Consider the following 12,687-nt stretch of genomic DNA (forward strand, 5'->3'; position numbering starts at 1 on the left):
GAGAAAGGATGAAGGTGATAAAGGGGTTGGCCTTACTGTGCCTGTTGATGCTCGCGGGCTGCCAGTCTGAGGAAGAGACCAGCCAGTTCCTGCTGGCCTGTAAATACGATGCGCCAGCGACGATCGAAGCCATGCTGAATAATGGCATCGATGTGGATGGTCAGGATAAAACCGGCTTAAGTGGCCTGATGGTCGCTGCCGCGGAAAATCGTCGTGATGTGGTAGCGTTACTGCTTAAGCGTCAGGCGAAGCCGAATCTCCAGACGCGCCAGGGCGTCACGGCGCTGATGCTGGCGGCGGCGCGCGGCAGCGATGCCGCGATTATCGGCGATCTTCTCCAGGCCGGCGCGTCGGTAAATCAGACCAGCGTCGAGAAGAGTACGGCATTGATGTCCGCCATTGCCGACGGCGGGGACGTCAGAAACGACTATCAGCATATTCTGGCGATGAAAAAGCCCGATGCGCCTGTCGAGAAGGAGAGCGCGCTGGATAAAATTGTCGGCGCAACGGCGGCGAAATCGCTGGCGACGGGTAACCGCGCGCTGATGACCGAAGACATGGCGTTACAACTGGCGCCCGGCGCGTTTAAGAAGAATGTCGACGAGATCGTGGCGCTGCTGATCAGGCATGGGGCGGACGTGAAGGCCGTCAATGCGTCAGGGGAATCGGCCTTTTTCCTCGCGGTCGATCACGCGCGTTCGACGGAAACCATCACGACGCTGGCTAACGCCGGGGCGGACACCAGCCTGGCGGATAAATCCGGCACCACCCCGCTGATGCTGGCGGCGGCGGGGGATGATCCCAATCTGGTGCTGGCGCTGTCGGCCTCCGGTGTGGAGGTGGATAAGCCGAACCGTGAAGGACTCACGGCGCTGCAGGTGGCGGCGGGTCAGGGGTCGCCTGCGGTGATCGCGGCGCTGGTGCAGCGCGGCGCAAAGGTGGACCAGCTCTCCGCCAACGACCTCAGCCCGCTGATGCTGGCGGTCAAAATGAATAATAAAGCCAATGTCGAGGCGCTGCTTGAGGCTGGCGCCAGCGTCAACCTCAGCAATAAGGCCGGCTATACGGCGATCGGTTACAGCCGGGCCGGCGAGGTTCGCCAGCTGCTGCTGGCGCAGCATGCCGAGCTGAAGGGGCAGGCCGCGCATATGGCGCAAAGCGAACTGCAGTTTTGTGCTAATGCCTTTGCCGACAAGCTGGCATACAGCGACATCGCCCGCGCGGTGAATAACGATACCCGCCCGGATATTATGCGTCATCAGCAATCCTGCCCGGAGCTGGGGGAACTGACGATGCTGCTGGGGGAATTTAAATTCAACCCGGCGGGCTCGACCTATCTCGGTGAGCCGGTGACCTGTAAGGTATCCGAGTATCGCAAAGCGTTTGAGGTGACCTGCCGCTGAAAACGATAACCAACCGGCGATTCGCTGCTCAGGCTGCTGAGTTTCTCGCCGGTTGAGCGATTTTTTGAAAATAAGGCATTGACGGGTAGGCATCCCAGCAGTAAGATGCGCCCCGCATTCGGTGATTGGCGCAGCCTGGTAGCGCACTTCGTTCGGGACGAAGGGGTCGGAGGTTCGAATCCTCTATCACCGACCAAATTCGAAAAGCCTGCTCAATGAGCAGGCTTTTTTGCATCTGAGGCCTGTGAGGATGAGAACCTCCGGGGCAGGAGGTTCGACTCGAGCGAAGCGAGAGAACGTTGCGTCAGCAACGGCCCGCAGGGCGAGCCACGAAGTGGTGAGTCATCCTCTATCACCGACCAAATTCGAAAAGCCTGCTCAATGAGCAGGCTTTTTTGCATCTGAGGCCTGTGAGGATGAGAACCTCCGGGGGCAGGAGGTTCGACTCGAGCGAAGCGAGAGAACGTTGCGTCAGCAACGGCCCGCAGGGCGAGCCACGAAGTGGCGAGTCATCCTCTATCACCGACCAAATTCGAAAAGCCTGCTCAACGAGCAGGCTTTTTTGCATCTGTGGCCTGTGAGGATGAGAACCTCCGGGGGCAGAGTTCGACTTGTGTTCCGTAGGCCCGCGCAAGCGCAGCGCCGCCGGGCATGCGTTTAACCGCAATCTGAAAGCCTGCTCAACGAGCAGGCTTTTTTGCATCTGTGGCCTGCGAGGATGAGAACCTCCGGGGGCAGAGTTCGACTTGTGTTCCGTAGGCCCGCGCAAGCGCAGCGCCGCCGGGCGTGCGTTTAACCGCAATCTGAAAGCCTGCTCAATGAGCAGGCTTTTTTTGCGTATTAAGCCGAAGTTTTTGCAGGCACAGCAGGCAAATGTATTGGTAATGAGATTAACTGAGCGCTCAGGTTGTCCTTTTCATCCCTTGATTGAAAAATCAAACAGGTGCCAATTCGATTATGTTTCCTGTCAGTGATTTGCTGGACTTACAAACGCTTTCTGAATCAGTTGAACTGGAGTTTAAGCTGGCGCAGGGAGCGGAGGGTAAAGGTAAACTGCCAGAGGATTTCTGGCGGACGTACAGTGCGATGGCGAACACCCGCGGTGGCTATGTCGTGTTAGGTGTCAGGGAAAAGAAAGGAAACTTTATCGTTGAAGGGATTAGCGATATGGCTACTGTTACGAAGCAACTTTTTGATATTGCTAACAATAAGAAGAAAGTCAATGTCAATTTACTGACCGAAGAGTCGCTACAAGTCATCAAACTTGATAATAAAGAAGTCATTGTCATTGAGATTCCCATAGCAAGACGAGAACAAAAACCCGTCTATCTCAATAATCAGCCGATGACGGAAACCTATCTCCGCCGTCATGAAGCGGACTGCCACTGCTCTGCAGAGCAAATCAAAAGAATGCTTGCAGAGCAGGTCGAGGATAGCCGTGATGACCGGATCCTGACCGGGTTTGATTTCAGTGATATCGATCAGGACAGTTTGCGCGCCTACCGTAATCTCTTTGCGGTGGCGAAACCTCAGCATCCATGGCAGGAACTAAATCTCGTTGATTTATTTAAGAATATCGGCGGCTGGCGTCAAAATCGTCAGAGCGGGGAGGAGGGCATAACTCTTGCTGGTATCCTGATGTTTGGCACCTGGAATGCCATTCAGGATGCGGTCCCTAACTATTTTGTTGATTATCGTGAACGGGACGATGCACAACCTGATTCCCGCTGGATCGACCGTATCTATCCGGATGGCTCATGGTCAGGCAATGTTTTTGATTTTTACCGCCGGACTTATCGAAAACTGATCACTGATCTTAAGGTACCTTTTGAATTGCAGGACGGTATTCGGCTGGATGAAACCAAAGTTCATGAAGCTATCCGAGAGGCGCTTGTTAATACCCTGGTGCATGCTGATTATACGGGTCGAAGCTCAATCTTAGTGGTCAGACGGCCGGATCTTTTTGGCTTCCGTAATCCAGGGCTGATGCGAATACCGCCGGAAATCGCAGTGAAAGGTGGAGAAAGCGACTGTCGTAACCGCCGTATGCATCAGATGTTTTTAATGATTGGGGCGGGGGAGCGAGCGGGGTCCGGGGTTCCGAAAATTATAAGCGGCTGGAAATGGGCAAACTGGCGCACACCAAAGTTATATGAAAAAACGGAACCCTCTGAACAAACGTTGCTTGAACTGTCCACAGTAAGCCTTGTATCACAGGTAGTGACTGAGCGGCTCAATGGTTTGTTTGGGCACCGTTTTTCTCTGCTTGATGATCTTGAAAGGATGATCGTTATCACCGCGGCGACAGAGGGATGGGTAAACCATGAGCGAGCCTGTCAGCTAACGAGCAGACATTCGCGTGATGTCACCCTGGCATTTCCCAAATTAGTCGATAGGGGATTTCTGGTTGCCAGCGGTCAAAAGCGAGATAAATCATATAGTTTACCTGGAATGGCACTGCCATCGCCGGAAGACATATTTGCAAATGCGTTAAGTTCTACATCGAGCTTAACGCATAACGCTCAGGGCTTAACGCATAGTGGCAACAGCTTAACGCATAGCGTTCCTGATTTAGTCGGTAACCCTCAGGGAAGGGATGAATATGGTCGGTTCATCAGCCACTTTTTAGATAAGCCGTTCATTGATGATCTTGACGCATTAAGTGATGGATTCCGGCATGAGCTTGAAGTGTTAACCGCGCCATCCCGGGCGCAACGACGACTGGAAACCGAGGTGATGAAGGCGTTGCTTGTCCAGTTGTGCGCTGGTCATTACTTATCCGTCGCAGTTATGGAGAAATTATTGGGACGTAAGGCGCAGAGTATTCGCCAGAATTACTTAAAGCCCATGGTGGATGCGAGGCAACTCAAACTGGCGTTTCCCAACAAGCCTAACTCACCTCGACAAGGGTATACGGTGGTCTAGCCTTTTGTTCGTGAGCTTCCGACGCAATGCCGCCCTTCGTTTTTATGATTCGCGCAATACCCCTTTTGCCATTTGTCAGGACGATATACATGCCGTGCCGTCTGGTTCCGTAAGTAGGGACCGGCCAAAAATTCCACCAAAATCACAATAAACGTCTTTACCCACGTTTCCAGCCAGCTATTCGCTATTTTGTGACATCTTCCATTGCATTTTTTTATCGATGAACAGATCTTTTTTCGCGAAGCTTATGGCTAAATGTAGCATTTTCCGCTGTGCGCTTTAACGTTCGCGCTATTAATCGCTCACATATTGGTCACACGGCAAGAAATTTTTCTCATTTGTTGGAATTGTTTCCCTCTGCGTGTTGCAAATTATTAAGGTCATTATTCTGCTTATTGACCCGTAGCATAAATTTCTCTGCTGAAAATAGCGCCTTGAAGTTTTTTTAATCTTTGCCTGCCGTTTCTCACGCTGGATGTAAAACCCGGCTGGCTGTATTGACGTTTCCCCATTCTGTTGACAGATTGTAGGGCATGAGGGGCATTTCATGGAGAATCCGTACTGCAACTCAGTCGTTTTTGCGAAAGGAATCCCCATCTCTCTCTACGCCTTCGGGCACCACCGACTGGACCGGGTATATTCTAAATAGTTCGAGCTGCGGAAAGGCGGCAAGTGTACGAGCTCCCCTGAGCATAGATAACGATGTGACTGGGATGATCGAGCGCAGCCAACGCATCCGTTGTTTGAAATAGGACGAATAAAAATAAATAAAGGTCCGGCGGATATATGCAAACAACATCACAGTTTTGGAGCAGAATAATGAGTATTTCCTTGAAGAAATCAGGGATGCTGAAGCTTGGTCTGAGCCTGGTCGCCATGACCGTCGCCGCCAGCGTGCAAGCGAAAACCCTGGTTTATTGTTCTGAAGGCTCGCCGGAAGGCTTTAACCCACAGCTCTTCACCTCTGGCACCACCTATGATGCCAGTTCCGTACCGATCTATAACCGCCTGGTCGAATTTAAAACCGGTACCACGGAAGTTATTCCAGGGCTTGCTGAGAAATGGGAAGTCAGTCCTGATGGCAAAACCTATACTTTCCATCTGCGCCAGGGCGTGAAGTGGCAAGATAATAAAGACTTCAAACCCACCCGTGACCTGAACGCCGATGACATCGTGTTCTCCTTCGATCGCCAGAAGAATACCAATAACCCGTACCATAAAGTTTCTGGCGGCAGCTATGAATACTTTGAAGGGATGGGGTTACCGGACCTGATTAGCGAAGTGAAGAAAGTGGACGATAAAACCGTCCAGTTCGTCCTGACTCGCCCGGAAGCGCCGTTCCTCGCTGACCTGGCCATGGACTTCGCCTCTATCCTCTCGAAAGAGTATGCCGATAACATGCTGAAAGCCGGCACGCCGGAAAAAGTGGACCTCAATCCTATCGGTACCGGCCCATTCCAGCTGCTGCAGTACCAGAAAGATTCCCGCATTCTGTATAAAGCCTTCCCGGGCTACTGGGGTACCAAGCCGAAGATCGATCGTCTGGTCTTCTCCATCACCCCGGACGCTTCCGTGCGCTATGCCAAACTGCAGAAAAATGAGTGCCAGGTGATGCCGTACCCGAACCCGGCGGACATCGCGCGCATGAAGGAAGATAAGAACATTACCCTGCTGGAACAGCCGGGCCTGAACGTCGGTTATCTCTCCTTCAACACCGAGAAGAAACCGCTGGACGACGTCAAAGTTCGTCAGGCGCTGACCTACGCGGTCAACAAAGAAGCGATCATCAAAGCCGTTTACCAGGGCGCAGGCCAGGCGGCGAAGAACCTGATCCCGCCGACTATGTGGGGCTATAACGACGACGTTAAGGATTACACCTACGATCCGGAGAAGGCGAAACAGCTGCTGAAAGAAGCGGGCCTGGAAAAAGGCTTCACCATCGACCTGTGGGCAATGCCAGTACAGCGTCCGTACAACCCGAATGCTCGCCGTATGGCTGAAATGATCCAGGCTGACTGGGCGAAAGTCGGGGTCCAGGCCAAGATTGTCACCTATGAGTGGGGTGAGTATCTGAAGCGGGCGAAAGCGGGCGAGCACCAGACCGTAATGATGGGCTGGACCGGTGACAACGGGGATCCGGATAACTTCTTCGCGACCCTGTTCAGCTGCGCCGCAGCGAAAGACGGCTCCAACTACTCGCGCTGGTGCTATAAGCCGTTTGAAGATTTGATTCAGCCGGCCCGCGCTACCGACGACCACAACAAGCGTATTGAACTGTACAAACAGGCTCAGGTAGTGATGCATGACCAGGCTCCGGCGCTGATCATCGCCCACTCCACCGTCTATGAGCCGGTGCGTAAAGAAGTCAAAGGCTATGTGGTGGATCCGCTGGGCAAACACCACTTCGATAACGTCTCCGTCGAATAATAAGCACGATGCCTGACCCCCTCTCCCCGCGCGGGAGAGGTAGGGGGCGTATTCCCGCTATTCCGGGGAATGCTTTTGTGAGCAATACAGACGCCCTGTCGCCAGGCGGGGCGTCACTAGAGAGAATCCGGGTTATGTTGCAGTTTATTCTCCGACGTCTGGGACTCGTCATCCCGACATTTATCGGTATCACCCTTCTCACCTTTGCCTTCGTCCATATGATCCCCGGCGATCCGGTGATGATTATGGCAGGTGAACGTGGTATTTCCCCCGAGCGTCACGCGCAGCTGCTGGCCGAAATGGGCCTTGATAAGCCGCTGTGGCAGCAATATGCCCATTACATTTGGGGCGTACTGCACGGTGATTTAGGCATCTCGCTGAAAAGCCGCATTCCCGTGTGGCAAGAGTTTGTCCCGCGCTTTAAAGCCACCCTTGAGCTGGGCGTTTGCGCGATGATTTTCGCTGTCGCCGTCGGTATTCCGGTGGGCGTGCTGGCTGCGGTAAAACGCGGATCCATCTTTGACCACACCGCCGTGGGTCTGGCGCTGACCGGCTACTCCATGCCTATCTTCTGGTGGGGCATGATGCTGATTATGCTGGTTTCGGTGCAGCTGAACCTGACGCCGGTCTCCGGGCGTATCAGCGATACGGTGTTCCTTGACGATACTCTGCCGCTGACCGGCTTCATGCTGATCGACACCGCCATCTGGGGCGAGCAGGGCGACTTTATTGACGCCTTAATGCATATGATCCTGCCGGCTATCGTGCTGGGCACCATCCCGCTGGCGGTGATTGTGCGTATGACCCGTTCGTCGATGCTGGAAGTGCTCGGCGAAGACTATATTCGTACCGCGCGCGCCAAAGGGCTGACCCGGATGCGAGTGATTGTGGTCCACGCGCTGCGCAACGCGATGCTGCCAGTGGTCACGGTCATTGGCCTGCAGGTGGGCACGCTGCTGGCGGGCGCCATCCTGACGGAAACCATTTTCTCATGGCCTGGTTTAGGCCGCTGGCTGATCGACGCGCTGCAGCGTCGCGATTATCCGGTGGTGCAGGGCGGGGTGCTGCTGGTGGCGACGATGATTATCCTCGTCAACCTGCTGGTCGACCTGCTGTATGGCGTGGTGAACCCGCGTATCCGGCATAAGAAGTAAGGGGCCATCATGTCACAAGTTTCTGAGAATAAAGCGATTGCTGCACCGGTGCCAATGACCCCGCTGCAGGAGTTCTGGCACTATTTCAAACGCAACAAAGGCGCGGTCGTCGGTCTGGTATACGTGGCGGTGATGATTATCATCGCGGTGTTCGCCAACTTCCTCGCCCCGTATAACCCGGCGGATCAGTTCCGTGATTCGCTGCTGGCGCCGCCGTTCTGGCAGGATGGCGGCAGCCTGGCGCATCTGCTCGGCACCGACGACGTGGGCCGCGATATTCTGTCGCGTCTGATGTACGGCGCCCGCCTGTCGCTGCTGGTGGGCTGCCTGGTGGTGGTCCTGTCGCTGATCCTTGGCGTGGTGCTCGGTCTGGTGGCGGGCTATTTCGGCGGGGCGGTGGATTCCATCATCATGCGCGTCGTCGATATTATGCTGGCGCTGCCGAGCCTGCTGCTGGCGCTGGTGCTGGTGGCTATCTTCGGGCCATCTATCGTCAACGCGTCGCTGGCGCTAACCTTCGTGGCGCTCCCGCACTATGTGCGTCTGACGCGCGCCGCGGTGCTGGTGGAGGTCAACCGCGACTACGTGACCGCTTCCCGCGTAGCGGGCGCCGGCGCGATGCGCCAGATGTTCGTCAATATTCTTCCCAACTGTCTCGCGCCGCTGATCGTTCAGGCGTCGCTGGGCTTTTCTAACGCCATTCTCGACATGGCAGCGCTGGGGTTCCTCGGCATGGGCGCGCAGCCGCCGACGCCTGAGTGGGGCACCATGCTCTCCGACGTATTGCAGTTCGCGCAAAGCGCCTGGTGGGTGGTGACCTTCCCGGGCGTGGCGATCCTGCTGACGGTGCTGGCATTTAACCTGATGGGTGACGGTCTGCGTGACGCGCTCGATCCCAAACTGAAGCAGTAAGAGGTTCGAGATGGCGTTATTAAATGTAGATAAATTATCGGTGCATTTCGGCGATGAGAACGCGCCGTTCCGCGCCGTAGACCGCATCAGCTATAGCGTGAATCAGGGTGAAGTGGTCGGTATTGTGGGGGAGTCCGGTTCCGGTAAATCCGTCAGTTCGCTGGCGATTATGGGCCTGATTGACTATCCCGGCCGGGTGATGGCGGACAAACTGGAGTTCAATGGCCGCGACCTGCAGCGCATCTCTGAAAAAGAGCGGCGTCAGCTGGTGGGGGCGGAAGTGGCGATGATCTTCCAGGATCCGATGACCAGCCTCAATCCGTGCTATACCGTCGGCTACCAGATTATGGAAGCGATCAAAGTTCATCAGGGCGGCAATAAGCAAACTCGCCGTCAGCGGGCCATCGACCTGCTGAACCTGGTGGGCATTCCCGATCCGGCGTCGCGGCTCGACGTTTACCCGCACCAGCTTTCCGGCGGGATGAGTCAGCGCGTGATGATCGCGATGGCGATTGCCTGTCGGCCAAAACTGCTGATTGCCGATGAACCGACCACCGCGCTGGACGTGACTATTCAGGCGCAGATCATCGAGCTGCTGCTGGAGTTGCAGCAGCAAGAGAATATGGCGCTGGTGCTGATCACCCACGACCTGGCGCTGGTGGCCGAGGCGGCGCATAAAATTATCGTCATGTATGCGGGTCAGGTGGTGGAGACCGGTGATGCGAAGGATATCTTCCGCGCGCCGCGTCATCCGTACACCCAGGCGCTGCTGCGCGCGCTGCCGGAGTTCGCCCAGGATAAGGCGCGTCTGGCGTCGCTGCCGGGCGTGGTGCCGGGGAAATATGACCGTCCTGTCGGCTGTCTGCTGAACCCGCGCTGCCCCTATGCCACGGATAAATGCCGGAGCGAAGAGCCCGCGCTCGCGGATCTTACCGGCGGCCGTCAGTCTAAATGTCACTACCCACTCGATGATGCCGGGAGGCCTGGATTATGAGTACGCAAAAGGCCGCCGCGCAACAACCGCTGTTGCAGGCCATTGATCTGAAAAAACACTACCCGGTGAAGAAGGGAATATTCGCCCCGGAACGACTGGTGAAAGCACTGGACGGCGTCTCCTTTACCCTTGAGCGTGGTAAAACGCTGGCGGTGGTGGGGGAGTCGGGCTGCGGCAAATCGACCCTCGGTCGTCTGCTGACAATGATTGAGATCCCCACCGGCGGTGAGCTGTATTATCAGGGGCAGGATCTGCTTAAGCACGACCCGCAGGCGCAGAAGCTGCGGCGGCAGAAAATCCAGATTGTGTTCCAGAACCCGTATGGTTCGCTAAACCCGCGTAAAAAAGTGGGGCAGATTCTGGAAGAGCCGCTGTTGATTAACAGTAGCCTGAGTAAAGAGCAGCGCCGTGAAAAAGCGCTGGCGATGATGGCGAAGGTCGGCCTGAAAACCGAGCATTACGATCGCTACCCGCATATGTTTTCCGGCGGTCAGCGCCAGCGTATCGCTATTGCCCGCGGGCTGATGCTGGATCCGGACGTGGTGATTGCCGATGAGCCGGTTTCCGCGCTGGACGTTTCGGTACGTGCCCAGGTGCTGAACCTGATGATGGATCTGCAGCAGGATTTAGGGCTGTCCTACGTGTTTATCTCCCACGACCTGTCGGTCGTCGAGCACATCGCTGATGAAGTGATGGTGATGTATCTCGGCCGCTGCGTGGAGAAGGGCACCAAGGACCAGATCTTCAACAATCCGCGTCATCCGTACACCCAGGCGCTGTTGTCGGCGACGCCGCGTCTGAATCCGGACGATCGGCGCGAGCGGATCAAGCTGACCGGCGAACTGCCGAGCCCGCTGAACCCACCGCCGGGCTGCGCCTTTAACGCGCGCTGCCGCCGACGCTTTGGTCCCTGCACCCAGCTTCAGCCGCAGCTTAAGGATTACGGCGGCCAGCTGGTAGCCTGTTTTGCCGTCGATCAGGATGAGAATCCGCAAAAACCCCACGCCTGATGGCACACTCCCGGTCCCAGGACCGGGAGTTTCTCTTCCGCCGGAGAGGAAACCTGGCAACACCGTTTATTACCGCAGTTTCTGCCATACTCTCGGAGCATTCTTCGTCGATTATCCGAAAAAATAAGCCTTTCAGTCCATTTTTATAGAATTAAAGAGAAATTAAAATGGTTCAGGTTTATTCTTTCGCTCAACTGACGCTATGATTTCATCATGGCGTAATACTTTTATATAAAAACGACTGGGAAGCGCGATGGTTGCGGGGGTTAAGGATGTACGCATACCTAAAAAATGGGGCTATCCTTCTGAAAGGGAAGTGTTAGTGTAGCGATACTTCTGCCGTGGAATCATCCCAAAAATCAAATTCTAAACTATTATAACCCTGTCAATCGTGTGTATTGGTACGTCACCACCGGCGCTTTATCTGCCATACCAGAAGCGTCACGATATTTTTAATATACCCAGAAAATAACAACAAACTTAATATGAAATTTTTAAAATCATGAGGTTATCAATGAACCATTATGATGATCTGCAGCGCTTTCAAGAAAAAACGCGGACGCAAAACCTCAAATTTCAGGATCTTTCTTCGCAAGCCGCCACGCGGGAACATGGGGATTGGGCGATCCTCAATCAGCTGAATCCCGACGCCGGGAAACCCGCTTCTCTGGCGCTGGGAGGGTCGGTCTCCGCGCCGCTGCCGCAGCCCGTGCCTGCGGATCTCTTCCAGCGTGTCGACCCTGTGGTCGCCGCGCCAGCATCACCTCCGGTTGCGCCAGTCCCCCCAGTTATTGCCGCGATCCCACTGCCGGTCGCAGAACCTGCAATGCCGGAACCTGTCGCTCCGGCGCCGGCGATGACGTCAGAGCCCTTGGCAGCGACGCCAGTACCTGAACCGGTGATGTCCCCGCCGCCGAGGATGGCCCCGCGGCCTGCGCCGGGCGCCGACAACTATGCCCACCTGTTCGCGGCAAAAACCGCGGAGCCGGTGGCGAAAAATAAAGACCAGCCTTTGAAATCTCTTCTGGAAAGGATCGCTACATGCCGTTGATTTGCGTCTGTTCACCGAAAGGTGGCGTGGGGAAAACGACCCTTGCGGCCAATTTAGCTTATTCGCTGGCGCGGACCGGCAGCAAAGTCCTGGCGCTGGATTTTGACGTCCAGAATGCGCTGCGTTTGCATTTTGGCGTGCCGTTGAGCGATGAGCGGGGCTACGTGGCGAAGGCGCTGGAACTGCATGACTGGAGCCAGTGTGTGCTGAGCGCCGGCAGCAATATTTTCGTCCTGCCTTACGGCGAAGTGAGCGAAGCGCAGCGTCAGGCGTTTGATGAGCAACTGACCCACAATGACCATTTTCTCCAGCGCGGTCTGTCGGCGCTGCTCAACTATCCCGGGCTTATCACCATCGCCGATATGCCGCCAGGGCCTTCACCGGCGCTGAAGGCCCTGACGGGGCTGGCGGATCTGCATCTGATCCCGCTGCTGGCGGATACCGCCTCAATGTCGACCCTGGCGCACGTGGAAAAGCAGCGCCTGACCGGCGGGGCGCTGAATCACAAGCACGGGCACTATTTCGTCATAAACCAAAGCGATAGCCGTCGCCAGGTCAGCCGGGACGTCACCAGCCTGATGGAAGAGAAACTGGGCGAGCGACTGCTTGGCGTGATCCATCGTGATGAAAGCGTGGTAGAGGCTAATGCCTCGCAGAAGTCGATCCTGGACTTCAACGCCTCCTCCGCAGCGGCCTTTGATATTGAAATCATGGCTAAAAAAATATCTTCGCTGTTGGGTATCCACATTGGCGATGGCACGGTGCACAGCCAGCCACGCATGTCAGGGCTTTAACTTATTGCAGGGCTGCT

General features: G+C 55.5%; 8 protein-coding genes, 1 tRNA gene, 2 other RNA genes and 2 pseudogenes. All 13 read left to right on the top strand.

Features of this window, described 5'->3' with window-relative positions:
* Window positions 1-8: 8 nt before the first annotated feature.
* The 13 genes and pseudogenes from DTA24_RS01305 (at window position 9) to DTA24_RS01360 (ending at window position 12,670) form a co-directional block, all read left to right on the top strand.
* Complete coding sequence (locus DTA24_RS01305) at window positions 9-1,403, top strand: ankyrin repeat domain-containing protein (RefSeq protein ID WP_032731439.1); 1,395 nt, start codon at window positions 9-11, stop codon at window positions 1,401-1,403.
* Window positions 1,404-1,522: 119 nt separating this feature from the next.
* Window positions 1,523-1,599, top strand: a tRNA-Pro gene (locus tag DTA24_RS01310).
* Between the two features lie 34 nt (window positions 1,600-1,633).
* A non-coding RNA gene (locus DTA24_RS01315) (RtT sRNA) lies at window positions 1,634-1,765 on the top strand.
* A gap of 34 nt (window positions 1,766-1,799) precedes the next feature.
* Window positions 1,800-1,932, top strand: a non-coding RNA gene (locus DTA24_RS01320) — RtT sRNA.
* A gap of 428 nt (window positions 1,933-2,360) precedes the next feature.
* Entirely contained in the window at window positions 2,361-4,328 is a 1,968-nt protein-coding gene (locus tag DTA24_RS01325) for an RNA-binding domain-containing protein (RefSeq protein ID WP_023323375.1), read from the top strand.
* 819 nt (window positions 4,329-5,147) lie between these two features.
* The gene (dppA, locus tag DTA24_RS01330; protein WP_012540345.1) at window positions 5,148-6,755 is read left to right on the top strand and encodes a dipeptide ABC transporter periplasmic-binding protein DppA; all 1,608 of its coding nucleotides are present in this window, start codon (window positions 5,148-5,150) and stop codon (window positions 6,753-6,755) included.
* A gap of 134 nt (window positions 6,756-6,889) precedes the next feature.
* Window positions 6,890-7,909: a dipeptide ABC transporter permease DppB gene (gene dppB, locus DTA24_RS01335; RefSeq protein WP_008806900.1), complete on the top strand. Its 1,020-nt coding sequence runs from the start codon at window positions 6,890-6,892 to the stop codon at window positions 7,907-7,909.
* 9 nt (window positions 7,910-7,918) lie between these two features.
* Window positions 7,919-8,821, top strand: a complete 903-nt coding sequence (gene dppC / locus DTA24_RS01340) for a dipeptide ABC transporter permease DppC (RefSeq protein ID WP_012967081.1) — start codon at window positions 7,919-7,921, stop codon at window positions 8,819-8,821.
* A 10-nt stretch (window positions 8,822-8,831) separates the two neighbouring features.
* Window positions 8,832-9,815, top strand: a complete 984-nt coding sequence (gene dppD, locus DTA24_RS01345; protein ID WP_012540347.1) for a dipeptide ABC transporter ATP-binding protein — start codon at window positions 8,832-8,834, stop codon at window positions 9,813-9,815.
* Window positions 9,812-10,825: a dipeptide ABC transporter ATP-binding subunit DppF gene (dppF, locus tag DTA24_RS01350; RefSeq protein WP_012540348.1), complete on the top strand. Its 1,014-nt coding sequence runs from the start codon at window positions 9,812-9,814 to the stop codon at window positions 10,823-10,825. The genes dppD and dppF overlap by 4 nt, the downstream gene beginning before the upstream one ends.
* 24 nt (window positions 10,826-10,849) lie before the next feature.
* Window positions 10,850-11,023 (top strand): annotated as a pseudogene (locus DTA24_RS27870) (hypothetical protein); the annotation flags it as partial.
* Between the two features lie 316 nt (window positions 11,024-11,339).
* Window positions 11,340-11,876 (top strand): cellulose biosynthesis protein BcsO, encoded by a 537-nt coding sequence (gene bcsO / locus DTA24_RS01355; protein WP_016161937.1) that lies wholly within the window; start codon window positions 11,340-11,342, stop codon window positions 11,874-11,876.
* A gap of 1 nt (window position 11,877) precedes the next feature.
* Window positions 11,878-12,670 (top strand): annotated as a pseudogene (locus tag DTA24_RS01360) (cellulose synthase operon protein YhjQ/BcsQ).
* The last annotated feature ends 17 nt before the right edge of the window (window positions 12,671-12,687 follow it).

The organism is Klebsiella sp. P1CD1, assembly GCF_003790505.1.
In the GTDB taxonomy this organism is placed as follows: domain Bacteria; phylum Pseudomonadota; class Gammaproteobacteria; order Enterobacterales; family Enterobacteriaceae; genus Klebsiella; species Klebsiella variicola.

Coding starts and splice junctions, on each gene's coding strand:
- bcsO (WP_016161937.1), top strand. CDS start 11,340: ATGAACCATTATGATGATCTGCAGCGCTTTCAAGAAAAAACGCGGACG.
- DTA24_RS01325 (WP_023323375.1), top strand. CDS start 2,361: ATGTTTCCTGTCAGTGATTTGCTGGACTTACAAACGCTTTCTGAATCA.
- DTA24_RS01305 (WP_032731439.1), top strand. CDS start 9: ATGAAGGTGATAAAGGGGTTGGCCTTACTGTGCCTGTTGATGCTCGCG.
- dppC (WP_012967081.1), top strand. CDS start 7,919: ATGTCACAAGTTTCTGAGAATAAAGCGATTGCTGCACCGGTGCCAATG.
- dppA (WP_012540345.1), top strand. CDS start 5,148: ATGAGTATTTCCTTGAAGAAATCAGGGATGCTGAAGCTTGGTCTGAGC.
- dppD (WP_012540347.1), top strand. CDS start 8,832: ATGGCGTTATTAAATGTAGATAAATTATCGGTGCATTTCGGCGATGAG.
- dppF (WP_012540348.1), top strand. CDS start 9,812: ATGAGTACGCAAAAGGCCGCCGCGCAACAACCGCTGTTGCAGGCCATT.
- dppB (WP_008806900.1), top strand. CDS start 6,890: ATGTTGCAGTTTATTCTCCGACGTCTGGGACTCGTCATCCCGACATTT.